The 24,288-nt window shown below is 69.4% G+C and carries 18 protein-coding genes; 9 read left to right on the top strand and 9 right to left on the bottom strand.

Features of this window, described 5'->3' with window-relative positions; genetic code table 11:
* Positions 1 to 142 precede the first annotated feature (142 nt).
* From B7K25_RS04925 to B7K25_RS04885, 9 genes are all read left to right on the top strand, one after another.
* Positions 143 to 1,171, top strand: coding sequence for a LacI family DNA-binding transcriptional regulator (locus B7K25_RS04925; protein ID WP_084104614.1), 1,029 nt, complete (start codon positions 143 to 145; stop codon positions 1,169 to 1,171).
* 121 nt (positions 1,172 to 1,292) lie between these two features.
* Positions 1,293 to 2,618, top strand: coding sequence for an extracellular solute-binding protein (locus B7K25_RS04920; protein WP_084104613.1), 1,326 nt, complete (start codon positions 1,293 to 1,295; stop codon positions 2,616 to 2,618).
* A gap of 61 nt (positions 2,619 to 2,679) precedes the next feature.
* On the top strand, positions 2,680 to 3,648 hold the full coding sequence (locus B7K25_RS04915; RefSeq protein WP_084104612.1) for a carbohydrate ABC transporter permease: 969 nt from the start codon (positions 2,680 to 2,682) through the stop codon (positions 3,646 to 3,648).
* Position 3,649: 1 nt separating this feature from the next.
* Positions 3,650 to 4,582 carry a carbohydrate ABC transporter permease gene (locus B7K25_RS04910; RefSeq protein WP_084104611.1) on the top strand — a complete coding sequence of 311 codons (933 nt, stop codon included), beginning with the start codon at positions 3,650 to 3,652 and terminating at the stop codon, positions 4,580 to 4,582.
* Entirely contained in the window at positions 4,579 to 6,834 is a 2,256-nt protein-coding gene (gene yicI / locus B7K25_RS04905) for an alpha-xylosidase (protein ID WP_084104610.1), read from the top strand. Before B7K25_RS04910 ends, yicI begins: the two co-directional genes overlap by 4 nt.
* 356 nt (positions 6,835 to 7,190) lie before the next feature.
* The gene (gene metZ, locus B7K25_RS04900) at positions 7,191 to 8,411 is read left to right on the top strand and encodes an O-succinylhomoserine sulfhydrylase (protein WP_084104609.1); all 1,221 of its coding nucleotides are present in this window, start codon (positions 7,191 to 7,193) and stop codon (positions 8,409 to 8,411) included.
* 16 nt (positions 8,412 to 8,427) lie between these two features.
* Positions 8,428 to 9,264 (top strand): PrsW family intramembrane metalloprotease, encoded by an 837-nt coding sequence (locus tag B7K25_RS04895; RefSeq protein ID WP_084104608.1) that lies wholly within the window; start codon positions 8,428 to 8,430, stop codon positions 9,262 to 9,264.
* Positions 9,265 to 9,342: 78 nt separating this feature from the next.
* Positions 9,343 to 9,999, top strand: a complete 657-nt coding sequence (locus tag B7K25_RS04890; protein WP_084104607.1) for a hypothetical protein — start codon at positions 9,343 to 9,345, stop codon at positions 9,997 to 9,999.
* Complete coding sequence (locus B7K25_RS04885) at positions 9,996 to 11,219, top strand: PrsW family intramembrane metalloprotease (RefSeq protein WP_084104606.1); 1,224 nt, start codon at positions 9,996 to 9,998, stop codon at positions 11,217 to 11,219. Before B7K25_RS04890 ends, B7K25_RS04885 begins: the two co-directional genes overlap by 4 nt.
* Here the strand turns inward: B7K25_RS04885 and B7K25_RS04880 are convergent.
* From B7K25_RS04880 to mmsA, 9 genes are all read right to left on the bottom strand, one after another.
* Positions 11,204 to 13,615, bottom strand: a complete 2,412-nt coding sequence (locus tag B7K25_RS04880; RefSeq protein ID WP_084104605.1) for a cation-translocating P-type ATPase — start codon at positions 13,613 to 13,615, stop codon at positions 11,204 to 11,206. The genes B7K25_RS04885 and B7K25_RS04880 overlap by 16 nt on opposite strands.
* A complete protein-coding gene (locus tag B7K25_RS04875; RefSeq protein ID WP_084104604.1) occupies positions 13,612 to 13,836 on the bottom strand; it encodes a heavy-metal-associated domain-containing protein in 225 nt (74 codons plus the stop codon). The genes B7K25_RS04880 and B7K25_RS04875 overlap by 4 nt, the downstream gene beginning before the upstream one ends.
* 150 nt (positions 13,837 to 13,986) lie before the next feature.
* Positions 13,987 to 15,984 carry a hypothetical protein gene (locus B7K25_RS04870; RefSeq protein ID WP_084104603.1) on the bottom strand — a complete coding sequence of 666 codons (1,998 nt, stop codon included), beginning with the start codon at positions 15,982 to 15,984 and terminating at the stop codon, positions 13,987 to 13,989.
* Positions 15,985 to 16,112: 128 nt separating this feature from the next.
* The gene (pntB, locus tag B7K25_RS04865) at positions 16,113 to 17,525 is read right to left on the bottom strand and encodes a Re/Si-specific NAD(P)(+) transhydrogenase subunit beta (RefSeq protein WP_084104602.1); all 1,413 of its coding nucleotides are present in this window, start codon (positions 17,523 to 17,525) and stop codon (positions 16,113 to 16,115) included.
* A gap of 4 nt (positions 17,526 to 17,529) precedes the next feature.
* Positions 17,530 to 19,080, bottom strand: a complete 1,551-nt coding sequence (locus B7K25_RS04860; RefSeq protein ID WP_084104601.1) for a Re/Si-specific NAD(P)(+) transhydrogenase subunit alpha — start codon at positions 19,078 to 19,080, stop codon at positions 17,530 to 17,532.
* A gap of 213 nt (positions 19,081 to 19,293) precedes the next feature.
* A complete protein-coding gene (locus B7K25_RS04855; RefSeq protein ID WP_084104600.1) occupies positions 19,294 to 19,692 on the bottom strand; it encodes a heavy metal-responsive transcriptional regulator in 399 nt (132 codons plus the stop codon).
* A 248-nt stretch (positions 19,693 to 19,940) separates the two neighbouring features.
* On the bottom strand, positions 19,941 to 21,065 hold the full coding sequence (locus B7K25_RS04850; protein ID WP_084104599.1) for a sugar-binding protein: 1,125 nt from the start codon (positions 21,063 to 21,065) through the stop codon (positions 19,941 to 19,943).
* Positions 21,062 to 22,471, bottom strand: coding sequence for a multiple monosaccharide ABC transporter permease (mmsB, locus tag B7K25_RS04845; protein ID WP_084104598.1), 1,410 nt, complete (start codon positions 22,469 to 22,471; stop codon positions 21,062 to 21,064). Before mmsB ends, B7K25_RS04850 begins: the two co-directional genes overlap by 4 nt.
* Before the next feature lie 53 nt (positions 22,472 to 22,524).
* Complete coding sequence (mmsA, locus tag B7K25_RS04840) at positions 22,525 to 24,042, bottom strand: multiple monosaccharide ABC transporter ATP-binding protein (protein ID WP_084104883.1); 1,518 nt, start codon at positions 24,040 to 24,042, stop codon at positions 22,525 to 22,527.
* Between the last annotated feature and the right edge of the window lie 246 nt (positions 24,043 to 24,288).

Raw genomic sequence — 24,288 nt, 5'->3', positions numbered from 1 at the left:
CGCCGCCCCGAGCGCGTCGCGGCACGATCGCGTCGATGATCACGAAACGGTAAACCCGGTTGCTAAGTTGCCGAACGCAACTTATGGTCGTCAACACAGGCGCTTCGAAGCGCTTCGAACAACCGAGACGAAGAGGTCGACGATGGCAACCATCGATGATGTAGCCCGAGCTGCGGGCGTCAGCATCTCGACGGTGTCGTACGCCCTGAGCGGGAAGCGCTCCATCAAGGAGAGCACCCGCAATCGCGTCCTCGACGCGGCGGCGCACCTGGGCTACCTGCCCAACGCCTCGGCCCGCACCCTCGCGGCCAACCGGTCACAGATCTTCGCCGTGACCGCACCCTTGCACCCCGACACTGACCACAGCGCCCACATGGTGTTCGCCATGGAGGTGACCAAGGCGGCGCGCGATCTGGACTACGACACGCTCTTGCTGGTCCACAATGACGCGCTCGACGGCATGAAGCGCTCGGCTGCCACCAGCCTCGCGGACGGCATCATCGTCCTCGACGTCGATGCCCACGACCCTCGGGCTGACCTGGCTCGTCAGCTCGCCTGCCCCGTCGTCTTCATCGGAGTTCCCGAGGACACCACCGGCCTGGTGTGCGTCGACCTCGACTTCGAGGCCGCGGCGGCACTGGCCGTCGACCGCCTCGTCGCGGCGGGGCGCAAGCGCATCGGTCTCATCTCCCACCCTGAGGAGACCCTGAGCCGCGAGTCCAACTTCCCGCTGCGCTTCCTGCACGGCTTCGAGCGCCACGTCGCAGAGCTCGGCATCGAGCACGTCGAGATCACGCCACGCACCCACCGCGGCCTTGAGGCCGTCGAGGACGTCCTCGACGCCATGCCGGACGTCGATGGGCTGGTGCTCAACACCAACGTCGACGTCGCCTCGAGCGTGGGCGCCGCGCTCGCGCTCCACGGCAAGTCGGTCCCGACGGACGTCTCGGTCATTGCCGCCGGCGTCACGTTCTCCACTGCCCGTTTCCCTGTGCCGTTCGACACCATCCCGCTCGACGCGCACGCCTCCTGCTCCGCCGCGGTCGAGATGCTCGCCCGCATCGTGGAGACGAGCGCCTCGCTACCCGAGACCACGCTCATCCCGCCCACCTACATCGACCAGGGCTCGGTCGCACCAGCGTTTGGCCACGCCCCGACACCTGCGCGGTAGACCCCATGTCTCCCACGCACCATCACGCCCATCGTCGAAGCGCTTCGAAAATAGCCCTCGAAGTCGTCGACGTGGCACCCCCAACCCCGGCCCGAGGGCCGCTACAAGGAGGTAGAACACCATGAAGAACCGCACACGAATGATCGGCGCTGCTGCCGCAGCCGGCGCCCTGACCCTGGGCCTGTCCGCGTGCTCGTCGGACGGCGACAGCGGTGGCTCGGAGGCTCCCGCCGACGGCGACTGGAGCGGCGAAACCCTCACCGTCATGCACTATGAGGGCGAAGACTCGGCCATGGGCATCGCGTGGAACCGCGCGATCGAGATCTTCGAGGAGGAGACCGGCGCCGAGGTCAACCTCCAGACGACCGCGTTCGAGGACCTCCGCACCTCGGCCGAGCAGTTGTTCGACTCCTCGGACGCTCCCGATGTCTCCGAGTACAACAAGGGCAACGCGACCGCCGGTCAGCTCGCCGCCATCGGCGTGATCCAGAGCCTCGACGAGGCATACGAGGAGTACGGCTGGGGAGACCAGCTTGCCGACTCGATCGCGACCACAGCGCAGTACAACGAGAACGGCGTGATGGGATCGGGCAGTTACTACGGCGTGCCCAACTACGGCGAGTTCGTCTTCCTCTACTACAACGCGGACATGTTCGCGGAGCAGGGCCTCGAGGCACCTCAGTCGATCGAGGACGTCGAGGCTGCCGCAGCGGCATTCTCTGATGCGGGGGTCACTCCGTTCGCCGAGTCCGCGCAGGAGTACCCGCTCGGACAGCTCTGGTACCAGCTCGCGCTGAGCCAGGCCGATCGCGCCTGGGTCGATGCGTACCAGCTCTACACCGAGCCCGTCGACTGGAGCGGACCTGAGGTGACCTACGCCACCGAGACGCTCGCCGAGTGGATCGACTCGGGCTACATTGCGTCGGCCTCCACCGGCATGACGGCCGAGGATGCGGGCCTGCAGTTCATCAACGGCGAGGTCCCGATGTTCTACTCCGGCTCGTGGTGGTACGGACGCTTCCTGTCCGAGATCTCTGGCTTTGAGCTGGGCGTCACCAATTGGCCTTCCACCGACCTGACCCCTGGGTCGGGCGGCAACATGTGGGTGGTTCCGGTCGAGTCCAAGCAGCCAGAGCTCGCAGAGATCTTCATCGACATCACGATGCGCCCTGAGATCCAGGCGCTGCTCGGCGAGTCCGGCGGCCTGCCGGTGGCTGCCAATACCGAGGACATCACGGACGAGGACGCCCAGGCGCTCATCGGGCTCTTCAACGAGGTCAACGAGCGCGACGGCCTCTCCTTCTACCCCGACTGGCCCACTCCTGACTTCTACGGCGACCTGAACGCCGTGCTGCAGGGCCTCGTGAACGGCGACTACACGCCCGCCGAGGCGCAGGCCCAGCTCGAGGAGTACTACGAGAGCTACGTCGCGGACGTCCGCGAGTAGTCACACCCGTCATCGGGAGCCCGGGCCTCGCGGCCCGGGCTCCCCCGGACAAGGACGCGATATGTCTTCCACCAAGGTTCCGTGGGTGCGGTCGACCCGACCGGCAGAGCCCGCGCGCATCCCGCAGCGCGGTGCCGGCAAGCTCGGATATTGGCTGTACTTCATCCCCGGCATCATCCTGGTCGGGATCATCATCTTCTGGCCGATCGTCCGCAACTTCCGCCTGAGCTTCTACCACTGGCGTGGCGGACGCGCGGAGGAGCAGTGGGCCGGCCTGGAGAACTGGGCCGCGCTGTTCCAGGACGAGGAGTACATCCAGTCCTTCCAGAACATCATCCTGGTCATCATCGCGATGGTGATCATCCCCACCGTGCTCGGTCTCATCATCGCCGCGTTGCTGTTCGACGTGGTCGGCCGCAGGTTCGGCAACAAGCTGTCGAGCTTCCTTCGCGCGACGTACTACCTGCCGCAGATCCTCCCCATCGCCGTCGCTGGCGTGCTCTTCGGATGGCTGCTCAAGCCCGACAGCTCCGGCGTCTTCAACCAGTTCCTCAGCACCATCACGGGTGACGCCGTCGAGGTGAACTGGCTGGGAGGCAGCTACGGAACCGCCATGGCCTCCGTGATGATCCTCATGATCTGGATCCAGATCGGCTACCCCGTCGTCATCTTCATGGCCGCTCTCCAGCGCGTCGACCCGGAGCTGTACGAGGCTGCCGAGCTCGACAACGCCAACTGGTTCCAGCGTTTTCGGGCCATCACCCTGCCGATGATCCGCCCCGAAGTCTTCGTGGTCTCGCTGACCACGACCATCGCCGCGCTCAAGGTGTTCGCACCGGTGTTCATCCTGACGCAGGGCGGCCCCAACAAGTCCACCTACGTGCCGTCGTTCTACGCCTACAACGAGTTCATCAACGGCACAGACAAGGGCTACGCGGCCGCGATCGCGTCCTCGATCACGATCGTGGTCTTCGTCGTCGCCGTCATCTTCATCCGTGTGCAGAACCGCGCCGAGCGAAAGGACGCGTGACATGACCACTGTGCCCGCCGCATCGGCGACAGACCAGACACCGGCAACCGGCGCATCGGCCGGAAGCGCCCCGCCGCGCACACCCGAGAAGTCCAGGCGAAACAAGTCTCGGCCCCGCACCCCCACCGAGTGGATCCTCATGGTGCTCGCGGTGCTGGGCGCGTTGGTGATCTTCTTCCCGATCCTGTTGCTGCTTCTCAACGCGTTCAAGTCGCCGGCCGACTATGCGACCTCGACCCCACTGGAGCTTCCGGAGGCTCTCGACTTCACGGGAATCCAGACATTCTGGGAGCAGAACAACTTCCTCCGGGCGCTGTGGAACTCCGTCTTCATCTCGACCATGGTCGCGGTCATCGCGGTCGTGATCTCCGTGCTGAACTCGTTTGCGATCGGGATCGGCCGCGTCCGTGGCCGCACGTGGATCGTGCTCGTGTTCCTGATGGCAAACCTGGTGCCACAGGAGATGCTCTTCGACCCCCTGTTCCAGCTCTACGACGATCTTGGGCTGCTGTCGAACTCGTGGTCCGTGATCATCACGTTCGTCGTAATCCAGTCCGCGTTCGGCACGTACCTGCTGTCGAGCCTGCTCGGCACCTTCCCCAAGGAGATCCTCGAGGCGGCGGCGGTCGACGGCGCATCGCGCTGGCGTTCGCTGCGCTCGATCATCGTGCCGGTCATCCGGCCCACGTTGTCGGTCCTCATGGTGTTCTTCTTCATCTGGACCTGGAACGAGTTCCTTCTCCCGCTGGCGTTCCTCAACACCGAGGACTCGCTGACCGTGCCGCTCGTTCTCGAGCAGCTCAACGGCGAGCGTCAGACGGACACCACCACGCTGATCGCGGGAACGCTGATCAGCATCATCCCCACGATCATCTTCTTCCTCATCTTCCAGCGCACGCTGACCCGAGGAATCACGGCAGGAGCAGTGAAGTGAAGTTCACCGACGGATTCTGGCAGCGCCGCCCCGGCGTCGACGCCGCCTACGCCCGCGAGGCCTACCGGATCGTGGAGCGCGACGGCGCGCTGGAGGTCACCGCCCCCACCCGCGAGATCACGGCCCGCGGCAACGTCCTCAACCTCACCGCGCTCACCGTGACGGTCGCGCCCGTCGCCGAGGGCGTGATCCGGGTGCGCATCGACAACCACCAGGGCACCCGGCGCTCGCCGGGCTTCCCGTGGAGCGCCGATGCGGGTGCCGGCTCGGTCTCCGTGTCGGAGTCCGAGGGGGTCGTCACGGCCGGGCGCCTGCACGCCGTCGTGCGCCAGGGCGCCCCGTGGGACCTGTCCTTCTACGACGGCGACCGCCGCCTCACCGGCTCCGGCGACAAGGGCCCGGCGCGGGTCGAGCTCGCTGCGGGAGCAGCGGTCGTCGCCGAGCCTGCCGGGCCCGCGGGGGTCAGCGCGGACGCCACGGCACCCGCGTCGACCTACATCCACGAGCAGCTCGACCTCGGCGTCGGCGAGCTCGTCTACGGCCTGGGCGAGCGCTTCGGTCCGCTCGTCAAGAACGGTCAGACCGTCGACATCTGGAACGCGGACGGCGGCACCAGCTCCGAGCAGTCGTACAAGAACGTGCCGTTCTACCTCACGAACCGCGGCTACGGCGTGCTGGTCAACCACCCCGAGCACGTCTCCTTCGAGGTGGGCTCGGAGTCGGTCGAGCGCGTCCAGTTCTCGGTGCCGGGCCAGTCGCTCGAGTACCTCGTGTTCGCCGGGCCGACCCCCAAGGACGTCATCGACCGCTACACGCGGCTGACCGGGCGTCCGGCCTCAGTGCCCGCGTGGTCCTACGGGCTGTGGCTGTCGACCTCCTTCACCACCGACTACGACGAGGCGACCGTCAACCAGTTCGTCGACGGCATGCGCGAGCGGGACATCCCCCTCAGCGTCTTCCACTTCGACTGCTTCTGGATGCCGGAGTTCGAGTGGACGTCGCTCGCGTGGGACGAGCGCACCTTCCCCGACCCCGAGGGGATGCTGGCCCGCCTGCACGCCAAGGACCTCAAGGTCTGCGCCTGGATCAACCCGTACATCGCGCAGCGTTCGCCGCTGTTCGCGGAGGGAGTGGAGCACGGCTACTTCGTGAAGCGCCCCGATGGCTCCGTGTGGCAGTGGGACCTGTGGGTCGCGGGCATGGCGCTCGTGGACTTCACGAACCCCGAGGCGACCGCATGGTTCCAGGGACACCTGCGCACGCTGCTGCGCCAGGGCGTGGACGCGCTCAAGACGGACTTCGGCGAGCGCATCCCCACTGACGTCGTGTGGCACGACGGCGAGGACCCCGGCGTCATGCACAACCTCTACACGCAGCTGTACAACAAGGCGGTGTTCGACGTGCTCACGGAGGAGCGCGGCGAGGGCGACGCCGTGCTGTTCGCCCGCTCGGCCACCGCCGGCGGCCAGCAGTTCCCCGTCCACTGGGGCGGCGACAACACCTCGACCTATCCGTCGATGGCGGAGACCCTGCGCGGCGGCCTGTCGCTCGCGGCCTCGGGCTTCGGGTACTGGAGCCACGACATCGGCGGCTTCGAGGGAACCCCAGATCCGGCGGTGTTCAAGCGGTGGCTCGCGTTCGGGCTGCTGTCCTCTCACTCGCGCCTGCACGGCTCGGACAGCTACCGCGTGCCGTGGGCGTTCGACGAGGAGGCCGTCGCCATCACCCGGCAGTTCGCGGAGCTCAAGAACTCGCTCATGCCGTACCTGTACACGGCCGGCGCCGACGCGGCGGCCACCGGCGTGTCCGTCGCACGGCCGATGCTGTTCGAGTTCCCCGACGACCCGGCCGTGGAGCACCTCGACCGTCAGTACATGCTCGGCTCGGACATCCTCGTCGCCCCGGTCATGTCTGCGGACGGCAGCGTCGACGTGTACCTGCCGGCTGGAACGTGGACGTCGTTGCTCAGCGGAGAGCGCGTCGAGGGCGGCCGATGGGTCCGCGAGACCCACGGCTTCGACTCGCTGCCGGTCTACGTGCGGCCGGGCGCGGTGATCCCGCGTGGCGCGCGCTCCGACCGCCCCGACTACGACTGGATGGACGGGCTGACGCTCGAGGCGTACGGCGACGGCGACTCCACCGTCGACGTCGTCACGCCTATCGGCGAGCGCGTGACCTTCCAGGTGACGGGCGGAGCCTCCACCGCCCGCAGCACCGCCGACCACGCAGCGCAGGTGCGCCTCATCCCCTGACGCCCCTCGCTGCTTCCCCAGCGGCCGGCGCTCCTCGTCGCCACCGCCTGGATCGCGCGGCCCCGCGAGCCTCTGCCATCGGCTCGCGGGGCCGCGCTCTGCGTTGCGGGGTGCGCTCGGAGGGGGTTCCGAAGGTTAAGAAAAGGTGAACGACCGTGGCCGAAACGCTTCGAAGGCAGCATCGTCCCTGGTGACGAACGAACGAGGCCCGGCACGCGCATCGGCGCTCCGACGATTTCTGCGATTCACAGTCAATGGCGCGTGCCATTCCATGACGCGCGGATGCACTTGTCGTGACCATTCTTTGACCATTGCCCGGCATCCCCGTGGGCGCTTCACGCCGCTACCCTGAACCCATGAGCGCCGACCTTCCCGACTCCCTGCGCCCCGACACGCTCGCGGTGCACACCGGCATCCACCGTTCGGAGGCGAACGAGATGTCGGAGGGGATGTTCCTCACCCAGGGCTACGCGTACGACAGCGCCGAGCAGGCGCGCGACGCCTTCGCCGGCGAGATCGACATCTACATGTACTCCCGCTACGCCAACCCGACGGTGACGGCGTTCCAGGAGCGCCTCGCCGCGATCGAGGGGGCCGAGAGCTGCTTCGCCACGTCGACCGGCATGAGCGCGGTCTTCGTGTCGCTCGGGTCGATCCTCGGCCAGGGCGACCGCCTCGTGGCGGCGAAGGCGCTGTTCGGCTCCACGCTGCAGACGTTCGCCAACTTCTTCGAGAAGTGGGGGATCGAGATCGACTACGTCGACGGCAACGATCCCGCAGATTGGGAACGGGCCCTCGCCACCCCGGCGAAGGCCGTGTTCATCGAGTCCCCCACCAACCCCATGCAGGACGTGCTCGACATCCCGCGGATCGCGGAGCTGTCGCACGCCGCCGGCGCGCTGCTCATCGTCGACAACGTGTTCGCGACGGCGATCGGCCAGAAGCCGCTCGAACTGGGCGCCGATGCTGTGGTCTACTCCGCGACCAAGCACATCGACGGCCAGGGCCGAGTGCTGGGTGGCGCGATCCTGGGCTCCGCCGACTACGTCGACGGCCCGGTCAAGCTCATGGTCCGCAACATGGGCGCGACCATCTCGCCGTTCAACGCGTGGGTGCTGCTCAAGGGCCTCGAGACCCTCGCGGTGCGCGTCCGGCACCAGGCCGCGAGCGCGCTCGAGCTCGCCACGTGGCTCGATGATCACCCGAAGGTGCGCATCGCGCGCTACCCGCTCCACCCCTCGCACCCGCAGCACGAGCTCGCCGTGTCCCAGATGAGCCTCGGCGGCACGCTCGTGACGCTCGACCTGGACCTGGGCCCCGGCGTGGACGTGGCCGGCCCCGAGGCGCAGGCCGCGGCGTTCCGCTTCATGAACGCCCTCCGCCTGTTCACGTGCTCGAACAACCTGGGCGACGCGAAGTCGATCTCGACCCACCCGGCGACCACGACGCACAACAAGATGAGCCCCGAGGGTCGCGCGGAGGTGGGCATCTCCGAGACCACCGTGCGCCTGTCGATCGGCCTCGAGGACGTCGAGGACCTGCGAGCCGACCTCGAGCGCGCGCTCGCACAGGTCTGACCGCTCCGCGCCCACGATGTTCGACCTTCGCAACCCCTTCGTGTGGGTCAGCGGCATCCTCACCTTCGTGGGCGCCATCGGTTTGCTGCCAGTGATGCTCGGTGCCCTGCTCGCGTCACCCGTGGGCTTCGCGACCGCGATGGTGCTCTGGTCGCTCTACGGGTGGGCGCTGTTCCTGCTCGTGCGCCGCATCTTCCGTGCGCGCGAGAGGCCCCGCGGCCCCGCGATCGCTGCGGTGGTGTGGGGAGGGATCATCGTCGCCGGCGTCGGCACCTGGGTGACCAACGCCGCTCACGCGCTCGTCAGCGACGTGGTCAGCGACGACGGATGGGCACAAGCCATCGCCGCGGGCCTGTCCGAGGAGCCGCTGAAGCTCATCGCGGTCGCCGTGCTCGCCTCGATCCCCGCGACCCGCATGACCGAGCCCCTCGACTTCGTGTACTACGGGCTGCTCGTCGGGCTGGGCTTCGCGGTGACCGAGTCGATCCTCTACTCGTCGGAGGCCGCCGCGTCCGGCAACCCGATCCTCGTGGTGATCCTCATGCTCGTCCTGCGTGGCGTGATCTCGGGCCTGTGGTCGCACCCGACGTACACCGGGATCTCGTCAGCAGGGCTCGGCTATGCGATGCGCGGCAAGGGCTCCCCCGCCGTGCGTTGGCTGGTGGCGGCCGGAGCGCTCGTTCTGGTGATCGCACTCCACGCCTTCTTCGACTCGCCACTGTTCGACAGCAACGAGGTCCTGGGCTCGATCATCAAGGGACTGCCAGCACTGGCGGTGCTCGTGATCGCCTGGCTGCTCGCCCGTCGTGCATCGACGCGCGCGGTGCAGCCCGCTCCGTCCGACGCGACCTGATCACGGACGAAATGTCCGGTTCTGACGGCGGGGCGCGGGGCCGTCCCGCGCGCCCGCGATCGTGATACCGTCCCGGCCATGAGCGCCGCCGAGCCGTCCCCCCAGGACGCCTCCGCGCCCACCACCGAGACCCTCGCGACGACGCCCCGCATGCCCCTGTCGGTGCGGCTCATCGGCCGCAGCTCGCTGCCCGGCGCGGCGATCGTCGCGGCGATCGCCATGGTCCTCGTGGCCGGCGTCCCGATGCTGGCAAGCTGGCTCGCGGAGCCCGCGGCCGAGGAGGAGGCCGTGTCGGCAGGCACCCTCGAGGTCACGCTCGCGCAGGGGTGGTCCGTCGACGGTCAGGAGTCCGGGGTGACCACGCTCGTGCAGGGCAGCTCGACGCTGACCCTCGAGGTCACCACGAGCGACGCCGACGACCTCGAGGCCTCGGTGGCCGCGCGCGTGGAGGACCTCGCGTCGGACGAGAGCGCCAACTGGGTCTCGACCGATCCCGTCGAGTACACGGCCGACGACGGACACCCGGGGGCCACCGTGAGCGCGACCTCGGAGACCCGTTCCACCCAGGTGTGGATCGCGGTGTACGGGGAGTTCGCCACCGTCGCCACCCTGGTCGCGCCGGTCGAGTCCTGGGCCGCCACCCAGCCCAGCGCCGAGGACATGGTGATGTCGCTGACGCTCACCGACGAGTCGGCCGACGCACCAGCATCAGACGCGCCGGCGGGCGGGCCATGACCGCGAGCGAGCAGCAGCCGTACACGGTCAGCATCGCCGCGCTGCCGCGGCTGATCCCCCGCACCTCGACCTTCGTCGACGTCCGGTCCTGGGTGTTCTGGGTGGGCCTCGCGCTCACCGTGTACGGCCTGGTCCGCTGGAGCCCGCACATCGCCCGCGCCATCCAGACGGCGCCGGACACGGCGCTCCTCGCGGCGTCGCTGTGGCTGCTCTACGGCCTGGCGTTCATCGTCATCCTGTACCGGATGGAGCTGTTCGAGCGACGGTCTCCCATCACGGTGATCGGCGCGCTGCTGTGGGGCGCGCTCGCCGCGCCCGGCATGGGCGCGATCGCGGCACCTGCGATGCACGACGTGGTGGCCTCGGCGCTCGGCGCCGACAACCCGTGGGTGACGTCGTTCGCGGCGCCGCTGTCGGAGGAGCCGCTCAAGCTCCTGGGCGTCCTCGCGCTCGCCCTCATCCCCGGCGCGCGCGTGCGCTCGGCGGCGGATGGCCTGTTCTACGGCGCCGTCGTGGGCCTGGGCTTCCAGATCTCGGAGAGCTTCCTCTATACCGCTACGTTCGCCGCCGAGGGCACCGCGGAGACCGTGTGGCAGATGTTCCTGCTGCGCGGGGTCATCGGCGGTCTCTGGAGCCACGCGACGTTCACGGCGATCGCCGGCGCCGGCCTGGGCTACTTCTTCAACGCCGGCACCTCGTCGCTGCGGAGGTGGGCGGCGCTGCTCGGTGGGCTCGGGCTCGCGATGGCGCTGCACGGATTCTTCGACACGCCATGGTTCTCGGGCACGGCGGTCGTGAGCTCCGTGGTCAAGGGCGTGCCCGTGCTCGCCCTGTTCCTCGTCGTGCTGCGGTGGGCGCACCTCAGGGAGCGGCGCACCTTCGCGGGCCTCGCGCGCCACGTCGTCCCCGACGACCTCGTGAGCCCCGGCGACTTCTCGACGCTCGCGACACGTCGCGCGCGGCGCCGCGCGCGCCACTGGGCCGAGCGCCGCGGCGGACGCCCCACCGCCCGCGCGCTCCGGCGCCTCCAGGGTGCCCAGCTGAGCCTGCTGACCGCGGCCCACGAGGACGGGTGGGGGTCGCCACGCACGGTCGAGCTGTCACGCGACGTCCGGATCCTGTCCGCGACGCTCGACCGCCGTCAGGGTGCCGCCGACGCGCAGCGCCGAATCGACAACCAGCGCCGCATCGACGACCGCAGCGCTCAGGACCGCCGGTAGCCCGCGAAGCCCCTGAGCCGCAGGGAGTTGCCGACCACGAACAGGCTCGAGCCTCCCATGGCCGCCGCCGCGATCATCGGGTTGAGGATGCCGAGCGCCGCGAGCGGGATCGCCGCGGTGTTGTAGGCGAAGGCCCAGAACAGGTTGCCGCGGATCGTGCCGAGCGTCCGTCGCGACAGCGCGATCGCGTCGGCCGCGGCGCGCAGGTCGCCGGACACGATCGTCAGGTCTGACGCGTCCCGGGCGACGTCCGCGCCGGTCCCGATCGCGAGCCCCAGGTCGGCCTGCGCGAGCGCCGGCGCGTCGTTCACGCCGTCGCCGACCATCGCGACGCGCGTGCCGTCGGCCTGCAGGCTGCGCACGACGTCCGCCTTGTCGCCCGGAAGCACCTCGGCGATCACGGTGTCGATGCCCACCTCCGCGGCCACCGCCTGCGCGGCGCGCTCGTTGTCTCCGGTCAGCAGGACCACGTCGAGTCCCAGCTCGCGCAGCGACCGGATCGCCGATGCGCTCGTGGGCTTCACGCGATCGCTCACCACGAGGACGGCCTCGGCTTGTGCGGAGGAGCGCGTCTCCAGGGTGCCCGTGCCGAGCCCGCCCTCGGACGCGGCGACCCGCCCGGCGAACACGGCCGTGCGGCCCTCCGCCTCGGCCTCGGCCGCGAGCGCCTCGAGCCGCTCGGGCACCTCGTCGAAGAGCCGGCGCGAGCCGACGAGCAGCTCGGCGTTCGCCGCTCCCTCGCTGGGAGCCTCGCCGGGGAGCCCGAGGTGCTGGACCGTCGCCGCCACGCCCTGGCCGGCGATCGAGCGGAATCCCTTGATGCGTGGCCGCCCGGCCCGCGCATCGGCGATGGCCTGCGCGATCGGGTGCTCCGAGCGAGCCTCGACCGCGGCGACGGCATCCAGGAGGGTGGCCGCAGCATCGGCGCCGTGGAGGCGCTCCACGTCGGGCGCGACGGCGCTCACGAGCGCCATGCGACCCTCGGTGACGGTGCCGGTCTTGTCGAGCACGATGGTCTGGACGTCACGGGTGTCCTCGAGCGCCTCGGGGCCGCGCACGAGCACACCGAGCTGGGCTCCGCGGCCGGTGCCGACCATGATCGCGAGCGGCGTCGCGAGGCCGAGCGCGCAGGGGCAGCTGATGATGAGGACAGCCACGGCCGCGGTGAAGGCGGCGTCGACGTCTCCGGTGACGAGCAGCCAGACGGCGAGGGTGACGAGCGCGACGCCGATCACGACGGGGACGAAGATGCGCGAGATGCGGTCCGCCAGGCGCTGCACCCTCGCGCGGCCGGTCTGCGCGTCGTCGACCATCCGGGCGATCTGCGCGAGCATCGTCTCGGAGCCCACGCGCGTGGCCTCGACGGTGAGCGAGCCGTCCGTGGCGATGGTGCCGCCGACGACCTCGGAGTCCTTGCCCGCATCGGGCTCCACGCGGACGGGGACGGACTCGCCGGTGACCAGGCTCGCGTCGACCGCCGCTCCTCCCTCGACGACGACGCCGTCGGTGGCGATGGTCTCGCCGGGGCGAACCACGAAGCGCATGCCGACCTCGAGCTCCTCGCGCGGGATGACCGAGCCGTCCTCGAGCCGCGCGGTGGCGCTCTGGCGGCTCGACAGGGCGCGGATCGCGTCGCCGGCGCGTGCCGTCGACCGGACCTCGAGCCACTTGCCCAGCAGGATCAGGCTGACGATCACGGCACCGGTCTCGTAGTACACGTGGCCCGTGCCGGTGATCAGCACGATGGTCGACCAGGTCCACGCCGCGAGCGTGCCCATGGTGACGAGGGTGTCCATGTTGGTGGTGCGGTGCCGGGCGCTGCGCCACGTGCTGACGTGGAACGGCCACGCCGCCCACCAGATCACGGGCGTCGTGAGGATGCCGACCACCCACTCCCACCCCGTGAACTGCCACGCCATCACCATGGAGATCAGCAGCACCGGGACGGTGAGGATCGCCGCGACGATGAAGCGGCGGCGGTAGTCGGCGATGCGGGACGCGTCGGCCTGCATGTGCGCGGCGTGCTCGTCCATGTCGTGCCCCGAGTGGTCGGTCTCGTGGTCACCGCCATCGCCACTCGCGGCGCCTTCGTGCGACGTGTGATCGCCGTGGTCGCCCGAGGGATCGGGCGCGCGGCGGGTGAGCACCTCGTACCCCAGCCCCGCGATCGTGTCCCGCATCGACTCCTCGAGCGCCACCGCATCGGCGCCCTGCGCGGGCCGCACCGTGGCGCGGCGCGTGGCGAAGTTGACGATGGCGTCATCGACGCCGGGAAGCTTGGCGAGGCCGCCCTGGACGGTCGCGGCGCAACTCGAGCAGGTCATGCCGGAGACGGCGAGGTTGATGGCCTGGACCTGAGGAATGTCGGCGGCGCCGGCGTGCGTGCGCTCGGTCATGACGCCACCACCCGGTAGCCGACGGACTCGATGGACTCGTCGAGGGCGAACTCGAGGTCGCCCGTGGGAACGGTGCCGTCGGGCGTGACCCTCACCGCGCCGGTCGCGTGGTCGACTTGTGCGGACGTCACGCCCGCGGTCGCCTCCACGGCGCCGCGGACCTTCGCGGCGCAGCCGCCGCACGTCATCCCGTCGACCGTGATGTCGATGATCTGGCTCATGATGGGCCCCTTCTGTCGGTGCTGAGGCCCACGCTAGACCTTCCACCTGACTGGAAGGTCAACAGCTTGTCCGGAATGGGTGTTCCGCGAACGCAGTCGACCCCCGCACCCTCAGGGGGTACGGGGGTCGACCGCAGGCGATCCTGTCGACTACGCGCGGCGGCGCACCGCCACGATCATGAGCGCACCGGCGAGCAGCAGCGCGGCGGCGCCGGTCGCGAGGGCGGAGCCGGTGAAGCCGGTGGCGGAGAGCTCGCCGCCAGCGGTCGTGCCGCCCGTTCCCGTCGCACCGGTGCCATCGGTCGTGCCGCTGTCCGTGCCGCTGTCGGTGCCGCTGTCCGTGCCGCTGTCCGTGCCGCTGTCCGTGCCACCGTCGGGGTCGACGGGGTCCGTCACGGCCGTGTTGGTCGCCGTGCACGTGACGTCCTCGCCGGCCGCCGGCACGAAGCTCGTGTACACGTACGTGTCCGACGCGCCCGACTCGGTGACGTCGTCCGCGTCGCAGACGATGGTGGTCGTGTAGCCGTCGACGATCTGCTCGCCGACCGAGTACTCCACGCCGGCCTCGAGCTCGATCGCGGTGGTCGACGCCGACGTGTTGCCGGTGCCGGAGAGCGACGGGCGCGTCATCGGCTCGCCGTTGTTCAGCACGAGGAAGTCGAACGTCCATGCGGCGTCGTCCTCCCCGCCCTCGACCGTCTTCGTGAGGACGAAGGTGGGCGGCACCGCGTTGGTCGCCGTGCAGGTGACGTCCTCGCCGGCGACGGGAATGAACGACACCCACTCGTAGGTGCCGTTGTTGCCCTGGCCGGTGACGTTCGACGCCGTGCACGAGATGTCGGTGACGTAGCCGTCGACGATGCGCTCGCCGACGGTGTACTCGGTGCCCACCTCGAGCTCGACAGCCGCGGTCGACGCCGACGTGTTGCCCGTGCCGGAGAGCGTCGGGCGGGCCATCGGCTCGCCGTTGTCGAGCACGAGGAAGTCGAACGACCAGGCCTCGTCGTCGCCGACGCCCTGCACCGTCTTGGTGAGCGTGCCGGTGGGCGCGACGGTGTTCGTCACCGCACAGGTGACGGCCTCGCCCGCGGCGGGAACGAAGGACACCCACTCGTAGGCGCCGCTGTTGCCCTGCCCGGTGACGTCCGCTGCGGAGCAGGAGATGTCGATGACGTACCCATCGACGACCTGCTCGCCGACGAAGTACTCGACACCCGGGTCGAGCTCGAGGGGAGCGGCCAGCGCCTCGGTGGAGTCGCCCGTGCCCGCGATCTCGCGCGAGTACTGGACCTCTTGACCGGCGACCACGCGGAAGTCGAACGCCCAGTCGACGCCGGCACCGACGCCAGCGACGGTCTTCTCGATGTTCAGCGACGCTGCCTTCGTGTTGGTGGCGGTGCAGGTGATCTCGTCGCCGGGCTGCGGGGTGAACGTGGAGTAGGTGAACGTGCCGTTGCTGCCCGGTACGGCGCCATCGACGCCCGTGCAGCTGACGACGGAGGCGAATCCGTCGACGTTGCGCTCGCCGACGTTCCACTCCACACCCGGGGTGAGAGTGATCGGCGCCGTGCTCTGCGGCGTGGCGCCCGTGCCGGCCAGCGTCTCGCGGAACTGCACCTCCGAGCCAGTGACACCCAGGAAGTCGAACGACCAGTCACCGGTCTCGCCGACAGGCTGCTTGGTGATGGTGAGGGTCGGCAGCTTGGTGTTGACGACGTCGCACTCGATGACCTCGTCGTCCTGCGGCGTGAACGTCACATAGGTGTACGCGGCGCTGCTGCCGGACGTGTACCCGCCGCCGATGCCGGTGCAGGTGATCTCCGTCGAGTAGCCCTCGACGTTCGCCTCGCCGATGTTGTAGACGGCGCCGGTGGTGAGGGCGATCGCGTCGGTCGACTCCGGCGTCGCGCCGGTGCCCGAGAGCGTCCGGCGGAACTCGACCTCGCCGTTGCGCGCGCCGACCATGTCGAACGACCAGTCCCCTGGCTCGCCCACGACGGACTTGGTGATGACGAGCGAACCCGGCGCGGCGGCGGCCGGAGTGGGGCTCGCGACGGTGATGACGGATGCCAGGAGCGCCGCGAGGACGATCGCGATGGCGGGCTTCGCTGCGCCGGGGGCTCCGGGCAGGCGGGACAGAACGGACATCGAGTGCCTTACCTTCGTGGTGGGAGTTGCCCCGGCCACGGAGGTACCGGTGCTGCCCATAGTGTGCCCCACTCGCGCGGATTCTCCAAGCGGTGAGAATGCGCCTCCACCAGGGCGTACCGGCAGCGCTACGCCGAGACAGGCTCCGTTGCCGGCATCGCGGCGACGATCGCCTCGACCTGCGTCTTCGCGTCGCCGAACAGCATCGACGTGTTGTCGCGGAAGAACAGGGGGTTCTGGACGCCCGCGTAGCCGGTCGCCATCGAGCGCTTGAAGACCACCACGCGGCCCGCCTGCCATACCTGCAGGACGGGCATCCCGGCGATGGGTGAGTGCGGGTCCTCGAGGGCGGCCGGGTTCACCGTGTCGTTGGCCCCGATGACGAGCACCACGTCGGTCTCCGCGAAGTCGTCGTTGATCTCGTCGAGCTCGAGCACGATGTCGTAGGGCACGCGCGCCTCGGCCAGCAGGACGTTCATGTGGCCGGGCAGGCGACCGGCGACCGGGTGGACCGCGAACCGCACCTTGACGCCGCGTGAGCGCAGCCGCGCCACGAGCTCGGCCACCGGGTACTGCGCCTTCGCGACGGCCATGCCGTAGCCGGGCGCGATCACCACGGAGCGCGCGGACTGCAGCAGCTCGACCGTCTCGGCGACCGACACCTCGGTGTGGGTGCCCTCGACCGCGGCGGCGCCCGACGGCGCAGCGGCGCCCTCGCCCCCGAACCCGCCCAGGATGACCGACAGGAACTGCCGGTTCATCGCCTTGCACATGATGTAGCTGAGGATCGCGCCGGACGAGCCGACGAGCGCGCCCACCACGATGAGCAGGTCGTTGCCGAGCATGAAGCCCGCGGCGGCCGCGGCCCAGCCGGAGTACGAGTTGAGCATCGACACCACGACGGGCATGTCGCCGCCGCCGATCGCCGCGACCAGGTGCACCCCGATCGCGAGCGCGATGACCGTCATGAGCAGCAGGGGCCAGATCGACGGCGAGGCGATGAACCACGCACCGAGCGCGACGGACGCGACGAGCCCAGCGAGGTTCAGCGCGTGGCGGCCGGGCAGCGTGAGCGGCGCGGACTTCATGCGCGCGGACAGCTTGAGGAAGGCGACGATGGATCCGGTGAACGTCACGGCGCCGATGAACACGCCCAGGAACACCTCGACGAGGTGCATCGCGTCGTGGCCCTCGGTGAGGTACGAGTTGAAGCCGATCAGCACCGCCGCGGCACCGACGAACGAGTGCAGGATCGCGATGAGCTCGGGCATCTGCGTCATCTCGACCGACCGCGCGCGCCACGTGCCGACGAGCGCGCCGATGAGCAGCACGCCCACGATGAGGGCGGCGGTCACGCCCACGGGACGCTCGGACTGGTCCAGCGCGAGCGCGACGGTCGCGAGGATCGCGATGGCCATGCCGGCCATGCCCAGCAGGTTGCCGCGCCGGGCGGTGGACTGACGGGCGAGCCCCGCGAGCGACAGGATGAACAGGACGGCGGCGACCAGGTAGGACACCTGCGCGATCGACACGAGCGTCATGGCGTCACGCACCCTTCTGGAACATGCCGAGCATGCGGTAGGTCACGAGGAATCCGCCGAACACGTTGATGGACGCGACCGCGGCGGCCACGAACGCGAGCGCGGTGACGACGGCGCTCGACGAGCCCAGCTGCAGCAGCGCGCCGATGAGGATGATGCCGCTGATCGCGTTGGTCTGGCTCATGAGCGGCGTGTGCAGCGAGTGGCTGACGTTCGAGATGACGTAGTAGCCGATGAACACGGCGAGCACGAACACGGTGAACATCGCGAGGAAGGCCGGGGAGCTGAACGCGAGCGCCACGCCCAAGGCCACCGCGCCGACGGCGGTGAGCACCGTCCGTCGCGTCCGAGAGGCCGATGCGCTCGCCGCCTTCTGCTCCGCGTCCTCCTGGGCGGCGGGCTCGGGGTCGGGCGCGGCCGCGGGGGCCGCCGAGACGGTCACCGGGGGCGGGGGCCACAGCACGTCGCCGGCGTGCGCGACGGTCATGCCACGCACCACGTCGTCCTCGAGGTCGAGCCCGGCCTCGCCGTCCTTGCCGGGCGTCACCAGCTTCAGGAGGTTGACGATGTTGGTGCCGAGCAGCTGGGACGTGTGCTGCGGCATGCGGCTGGGCAGGTCCGTCCAGCCGATGACGGTGACACCGCCCTCGGTGACCACGGTGTCACCGGGGACGGTCGCCTCGCAGTTGCCGCCTCCCGCGGCAGCCAGGTCGACGATCACTGAGCCGGGGCGCATCGCTGCGACCGCATCGGCCGTGATGGTGGTGGGCGCGGAGCCGCGCACGAGGGCGGTGGTGATGACCACGTCCGCCCGCGCGGCCTCCTCGGCGTAGAGCTCGAGCGTGAGTCGCTCCTGCTCCTCGCTCAGCGCGCTCGCGTAGCCGTCGGAGGAGACCTCCTGCTGCGCGGCCGGCAGGTGGACGAACGTGGCGCCCATGGACTCGATCTGCTCCGCGGCCTCGGGGCGCACATCGAACGCGCGGACCTGCGCCCCCAGCGAGACCGCGGCGCCGATCGCCGCGAGCCCGGCGACGCCGCCGCCGATGACGAACACGTTCGCGGGCGCGGTCTTGCCCGCGGCCGTGACCTGGCCGGCGAACATCGCGCCGTACGCCTGCGCCGCCTCGATGACGCCGCGGTACCCGGCGACGTTGGACAGCGTGGAGATGGTGTCGAGCGCCTGCGCGCGGGAGATCCGGGGCACGGCGTCGAGCGCGAGGGCGGTGACGCCGCGCTCGGCGAGGGCGGCGGTGAGCTCCGGACGGGAGTGAGGCGCGAGCGGCGCGATGAGGATCGCTCCCTCGGCGAGGAGCGCGAGGTCCTCGTCGGCGGGCGTCCCGGTGGTGGCGACGAGGTCGCCGCCCCACGCTGCCTCGCGGTCGCCGATGCTCGCGCCCGCGGCGACGTAGGACTCGTCGGGAAGGTTGGCGGCCTCGCCGGCGCCGGCCTCGACGGTGACGTCGTAGCCGAGCCGGATGAGCTGCTCGACGGTGCGCGGCGTCGCGGCGACGAGCGAGTCGCCGGCGCGGGCCTGGCTGGGGACTGAGACGCGCATGCTGGGCGGGGTCCTCCCTGGTCGATGCGTCGGGCCTGGATGTCTCGAGCCTATGCCCGCGGCGAGCCGCGCGAAGGGGCCAAGGTCCCGCCACCCTCTTCACGAAAGTGGCCCACTTTCTTCCTCAGGGTCGGCTCCATGATGAAAGTGGGCCCACTTTCGTGCTGGAGGGGAGGAGAGTCGGAGGGCCGGCGGGCCGATGCGGTCGCTGGGTCAGTCGACCGGGACCACCTGGCAGCGCTGGGGGTCGGTGCAGTCGGCCGGGTCGAGGATGTCGGCGCGGCTGGACAGCGCCACGAGCTCCGCACGCGCGGCCTCGAGGGACGCGATCTGCGCGTCGATGTCCGCGAGGTGGCGGTCGAGCAGGGCACGCGTGTGCTGGCAGGTGCCGTGTCCCTCGGCCTTCATGTCGAGGATGGTGCGGGACTCCTTGAGGGTCAGCCCCGCCGCCTGGGCGTCGCGGATGAACCGCAAGCGCTGCGAGGCGTCCTCGTCGTAGTCGCGGTAGCCGGAGGGCGACCGGCCCGGGTCGGGCAGCAGCCCGATCGACTCGTAGTACCGGACCGTCTTGGCGGTCACCCCCGCCTGCTCTGCGAGCTCACCGATGCGCATCCCTCGACTGTACGTCAAGGTTCCAGTGCGCTGGAAGCCGGCGAGCGCATCGGCGCTGCAGACCGCCCCTGGCGGTGCGTTCTCGCTGATTCACGCCCCTAGAACAGCGAAATGGATCCAACTCGCTGATCTAGGAGACGTGAGCGACGAGAATCGACCACCGGCGCGCGGGTTGTGGTGGACTAGGCGCACCACGGCCCCCGGGGCGCCTCTATCGCTCCGGGGGCCGTGGCTGTCCTACGTGAGGGTCAGCCCTCGGTGAGCGGCCCGAGGGTCGCGTCGTTCGCGTAGACCTCAGCAGCGTTCTCCTGCGTGACGATCTTCGGGTCGAGCAGGTACGCGGGCACGACCTTCACGCCGTTGTCGTACTGCTCGGTGTCGTTGACCGGGATCTCGCCACACGCGGCCAGCTCCTCGATCGAGGCGATGGTCTGCGCCACCAGCTCGCGGGTGTCCTTGTAGATGGTCGAGTACTGCACACCCTCGACGATCGACTTGACCGACTCGACCTCGGAGTCCTGGCCGGTGATGACCGGGACGTCCTTGCCGGCCTGGTCCACCGACGTCAGCGCCGCGCGAGCGAGCGTGTCGTTCGGCGACAGGATGCCGTGAAGCTCGGTGTCACCCGAGTAGGTGCCCGACATGATGGTGTCCATGCGGGTCTGGGCGTTCTGCGCCTGCCATCCAGCGGTCGCCACCTGCTCGAACGTGGTCTGGCCCGAGCCGACGGTCAGGGTGCCGTCGTCGATCTTGGGCTGCAGGATGCTCATCGCGCCCTCGAAGAACGGGGTGGCGTTGGCGTCGTCCGGCGAGCCCGCGATGAGCTCGATGGTGTACGGACCGTCGCCCTTGCGCTCGGCGAGGCCCTGCAGCAGCGCCTCACCCTGGAGCTCGCCCACGCGGAAGTTGTCGAACGCGATGTACGCGTCCACGGCCTCCGTGTTGAGAACGAGACGGTCGTACGCGATGACGCTCGCGCCGGAGTCCTTCGCCGCCTCGAGCTGCGAACCCAGCTGCGAGCCGTCGATGGCACCCACGACGATGACCTGAGCGTCCTGCTCGATCATGGCCGAGATCTGGTTCTGCTGCTCGGTCACGCCCGAGTTGCCGAACTGGACGATGGGCGTGAAGCCCGCCTCGGTGAGGCCGTCGTTGAAGAGCTCCTCGGCGAGAACCCAGTTCTCGGAGGTCTTCTGGGGAAGGGCGACGCCGATCGCAGCGCCCTCCTCGATGCAGACGCCTCCATCGCTGGAGCCGCCCGTGGCACCGGCGGTCGACTCCTCGTCGGACCCGCCGCGGTCGGTGGAGCAACCTGCGAGCACCATGGCGCTCGCAGCCGCGAACACGGCCACTCCCTTGAAAGTCTTGCTCATCTCTCCTCGTTTCCTTCCCGCGCACTCGGCTGTGAGTGCGACGTCTCTGGTGATTCCGGGTGGCCTGCGGCCCCCGGCTCCGCGGTGTGCGTCGCGGTGGTCTGGTCCTGGACCGCGCCGATGGTGCTGGCGGCGGCCGAGCCGCCACCTGCGACGGCGAGGGCCGGCTCCTGCGCGCCGTCCGAGTCCTTGCCCGGCGGGCGCGGCGGACGGCGGAACAGCAGTCCGATGATCGACGGACGGCCCTGCGTCTTGTTGTAGACGTCGAAGGCGACCGCCGCGAGCAGCACCAGGCCCTTGATGATCTGCGTCGCGTCGGAGCCGACGCCCATGAGCTGCAGGCCGTTGTTGAGCGTCGCCATGACGAGGCCACCGATGATGGAGCCGGTCACGGTGCCGATGCCGCCGGTGACGGCGGCGCCGCCGATGAAGACCGCCGCGATCGCGTCGAGCTCCCACAGCGTGCCGTCGAACGGGCCGGAGGCGCGAGCACGGCCGATGAACATCATGCCGGCGAAGGCCGCCAGCACCGACATGTTGGCCATGACGAAGAAGTACGTGCGACGGGTCGACACGCCGGACAGGGCGGCGGCGGCACGGTTGCCACCGACGGCGTAGACGTGGCGGCCGAGCTTCGTGCGCTGGGTGACGATGTGGTAGATCACGATCAGCGCGACGAGGATGACGCCCGCGATCGGGAACGAGGTCCCCTCACGCCCGGTGCCGAACAGGTACGTCACGTAGGCGATGACGGCGACCAGCAGACCCGCGCGGATCACCGCGACGTAGATCGGGTCGGGCTCGAAGCCCACGCGAGCGGCACGACGGCGCTTGGAGACCTCGCTCCAGATGACGTAGGCCGCGGCGAGGATGCCGAGCAGCAGCGTCGGGTTGTTGAACCCTGTCGCTGGCCCAATCTCCGGCAGATATCCGCCGCCCATCGTCTGGAACTCCTCAGGCACGGGCACCGAGTTCGACTTGCCGATGTACTGGTTCAGGCCGCGGAAGATCATCATGCCGGCCAATGTGGTGATGAATCCTGGGATTCCGACATAGGCCACCCACCAGCCCTGCCACATGCCGATCACCGTCCCGACGGCGAGGCCGAGCAGCAGGCCGACCCACCAGGGGATGCCCCAGTCTCTGAGCGCGATCGCGACGATGATGCCCGTCACGGCGGCCACGGATCCGACCGACAGGTCGATGTGCCCGACGACGATCACCATCACCATGCCGATCGCGAGGATCAGGACATAGGAGTTGCCGTTGATGAGGTTCATCATGTTCGACGGCGTGAGGACCTTGCCCCCGGTCGCCACCTGAAAGAACAAGATGAGAGCGACGAGCGCACCCAACATCGAGAACTGGCGGATGTCCCCGCCGAAGATCCCTCTCAATGACTTCATTGTCTCGTGCTTCCTTCTGCGTGTTCTGCGGTCGTGGTCTGACGGTTCGGCGCCTACGCGGCGGACGACGTGGTCGTGGTCATGAGGCGCATCAGCGACTCCTGGTCGGCTTCGGCGGCCGGCACCTCACCCGTGATGCGACCCTCGCACACGGTGTAGATGCGGTCGCACATGCCCAGCAGCTCGGGCAGCTCGGACGAGATCATGAGCACGCCCTTGCCCTCGTCGGCGAGCTTGTTGATGAGCGAGTAGATCTCGTACTTCGCTCCCACGTCGATGCCGCGGGTGGGCTCGTCGAGGATGAGCAGCTCGGGCTCGGTGAACATCCACTTGCCCAGGACGACCTTCTGCTGGTTGCCGCCCGACAGGGTCGCGACGCCGCGGTTGACGTCGGGAGTCTTGATGCGCAGCGACTTCCGGTACTTCTCCGCTGCCTGGAACTCGAGGTTGTCGTCGAGCAGCAGGCGCGGCGTGATCCGGTCGAGGTCCGCGGCGACGATGGTGTCGCGGATCGAGTCGAGCAGGTTGAGGCCCAGCGTCTTGCGGTCCTCGGGCACGTAGGCGAGGCCGTTCTTGATGGCGGACTCGACGGTGGGCATCGTGATCTCCTTGCCGTGCATGCGCACGGTCCCGGAGCGGTAGATCCCGAACGAGCGCCCGAACACGGAGCGCGCGAGCTCCGTGCGTCCGGCGCCCATGACGCCGGCGAAGCCCACGATCTCGCCGCGGCGCACGGTGAAGGACGAGCCACGGGCGAGCATGCGGCCGGGGATGGTCGGGTCCTCGACATTCCAGTCCTCGACCTCGAGCAGCACCTCGCCGGGGTTCGGGTCGCGGTGCGGGTAGCGCGACTCGAGCGCGCGGCCGACCATGCCGCGGATGATGCGGTCCTCGTCGAGCTCGCCGTCCGCCGCCGAGAGGCGCTCGATGGTCTGGCCGTCGCGGATGATCGTCACGGCGTCGGCGACAGCCTCGATCTCGTTGAGCTTGTGGCTGATCATGATCGAGGTCATGCCCTTGCCGCGGAAGCCGCGGAGCAGGTCCAGCAGGTTCTCCGAGTCGTCCTCGTTGAGCGCCGAGGTGGGCTCGTCGAGGATGAGCAGCTTCACGTCCTTCGACAGCGCCTTGGCGATCTCGACGAGCTGCTGCTGGCCGACGCCCAGGTTCTTGATGGGCGTGCGCGGGTCGACGTCGAGGCCGACGCGGGCGAGCAGGTCGAGGGTCTGGAGGCGGGCCTGGTCCCAGTCGATGAGGCCGCGGTGGACGACCTCGTTGCCAAGGTAGATGTTTTCCATCACCGACAGCTCGGGGATGAGCGCGAGCTCCTGGTGGATGATCACCACGCCCGCGCGCTCCGAGGCCTTGAGGTCCTTGAACTCGACGGTCTCGCCCTCGAGGACGATGTCGCCGGTGTAGGTGCCGTGCGGGTAGACGCCCGACAGCACCTTCATGAGCGTCGACTTCCCGGCGCCGTTCTCGCCGCAGATCGCGTGGATCTCGCCGGCGCGCACGGTGAGGTCGACGCGATCGAGCGCCTTGACCCCAGGAAACTCCTTGGTGATCGAGCGCATCTCGAGCTTGATGTGCGACGTCGTCACTGCTACTCCACTTCGTTGTGCAAGAGCCCTTGCTCAGAGCGTTCTCAGCGAGTCATGACGCTAGGACCGCGGCCACCTTGTCGTCAAGTCTCGAACTCAAGCGTTACCAATCCGTGACAGTTCGAGAACTCAACGCAGCGTTCGGGGGCCGTTGAGCGGCCCTGGGGTGCCGCTGGACCGCCAAATCGGACACTTCGAGCCACAAACGGGCGAACGAGG

It is taken from the genome of Demequina sp. NBRC 110056 (genome assembly GCF_002090155.1).
Lineage (GTDB): Bacteria > Actinomycetota > Actinomycetes > Actinomycetales > Demequinaceae > Demequina.
This window is presented reverse-complemented; position numbering and strand designations above follow the sequence as displayed.

Excerpts from the sequence above, each read along its gene's own strand:
- B7K25_RS04875 (WP_084104604.1), bottom strand. The coding sequence starts at position 13,836 with ATGAGCCAGATCATCGACATCACGGTCGACGGGATGACGTGCGGCGGC.
- pntB (WP_084104602.1), bottom strand. The coding sequence starts at position 17,525 with ATGACGCTCGTGTCGATCGCGCAGGTGTCCTACCTGGTCGCCGCCGTC.
- B7K25_RS04870 (WP_084104603.1), bottom strand. The coding sequence starts at position 15,984 with ATGTCCGTTCTGTCCCGCCTGCCCGGAGCCCCCGGCGCAGCGAAGCCC.
- B7K25_RS04890 (WP_084104607.1), top strand. The coding sequence starts at position 9,343 with ATGAGCGCCGCCGAGCCGTCCCCCCAGGACGCCTCCGCGCCCACCACC.
- mmsB (WP_084104598.1), bottom strand. The coding sequence starts at position 22,471 with ATGAAGTCATTGAGAGGGATCTTCGGCGGGGACATCCGCCAGTTCTCG.
- B7K25_RS04920 (WP_084104613.1), top strand. The coding sequence starts at position 1,293 with ATGAAGAACCGCACACGAATGATCGGCGCTGCTGCCGCAGCCGGCGCC.
- B7K25_RS04885 (WP_084104606.1), top strand. The coding sequence starts at position 9,996 with ATGACCGCGAGCGAGCAGCAGCCGTACACGGTCAGCATCGCCGCGCTG.
- metZ (WP_084104609.1), top strand. The coding sequence starts at position 7,191 with ATGAGCGCCGACCTTCCCGACTCCCTGCGCCCCGACACGCTCGCGGTG.
- B7K25_RS04910 (WP_084104611.1), top strand. The coding sequence starts at position 3,650 with ATGACCACTGTGCCCGCCGCATCGGCGACAGACCAGACACCGGCAACC.
- B7K25_RS04915 (WP_084104612.1), top strand. The coding sequence starts at position 2,680 with ATGTCTTCCACCAAGGTTCCGTGGGTGCGGTCGACCCGACCGGCAGAG.
- B7K25_RS04855 (WP_084104600.1), bottom strand. The coding sequence starts at position 19,692 with ATGCGCATCGGTGAGCTCGCAGAGCAGGCGGGGGTGACCGCCAAGACG.
- B7K25_RS04880 (WP_084104605.1), bottom strand. The coding sequence starts at position 13,615 with ATGACCGAGCGCACGCACGCCGGCGCCGCCGACATTCCTCAGGTCCAG.
- B7K25_RS04860 (WP_084104601.1), bottom strand. The coding sequence starts at position 19,080 with ATGCGCGTCTCAGTCCCCAGCCAGGCCCGCGCCGGCGACTCGCTCGTC.
- B7K25_RS04850 (WP_084104599.1), bottom strand. The coding sequence starts at position 21,065 with ATGAGCAAGACTTTCAAGGGAGTGGCCGTGTTCGCGGCTGCGAGCGCC.
- mmsA (WP_084104883.1), bottom strand. The coding sequence starts at position 24,042 with ATGCGCTCGATCACCAAGGAGTTTCCTGGGGTCAAGGCGCTCGATCGC.
- B7K25_RS04895 (WP_084104608.1), top strand. The coding sequence starts at position 8,428 with ATGTTCGACCTTCGCAACCCCTTCGTGTGGGTCAGCGGCATCCTCACC.
- B7K25_RS04925 (WP_084104614.1), top strand. The coding sequence starts at position 143 with ATGGCAACCATCGATGATGTAGCCCGAGCTGCGGGCGTCAGCATCTCG.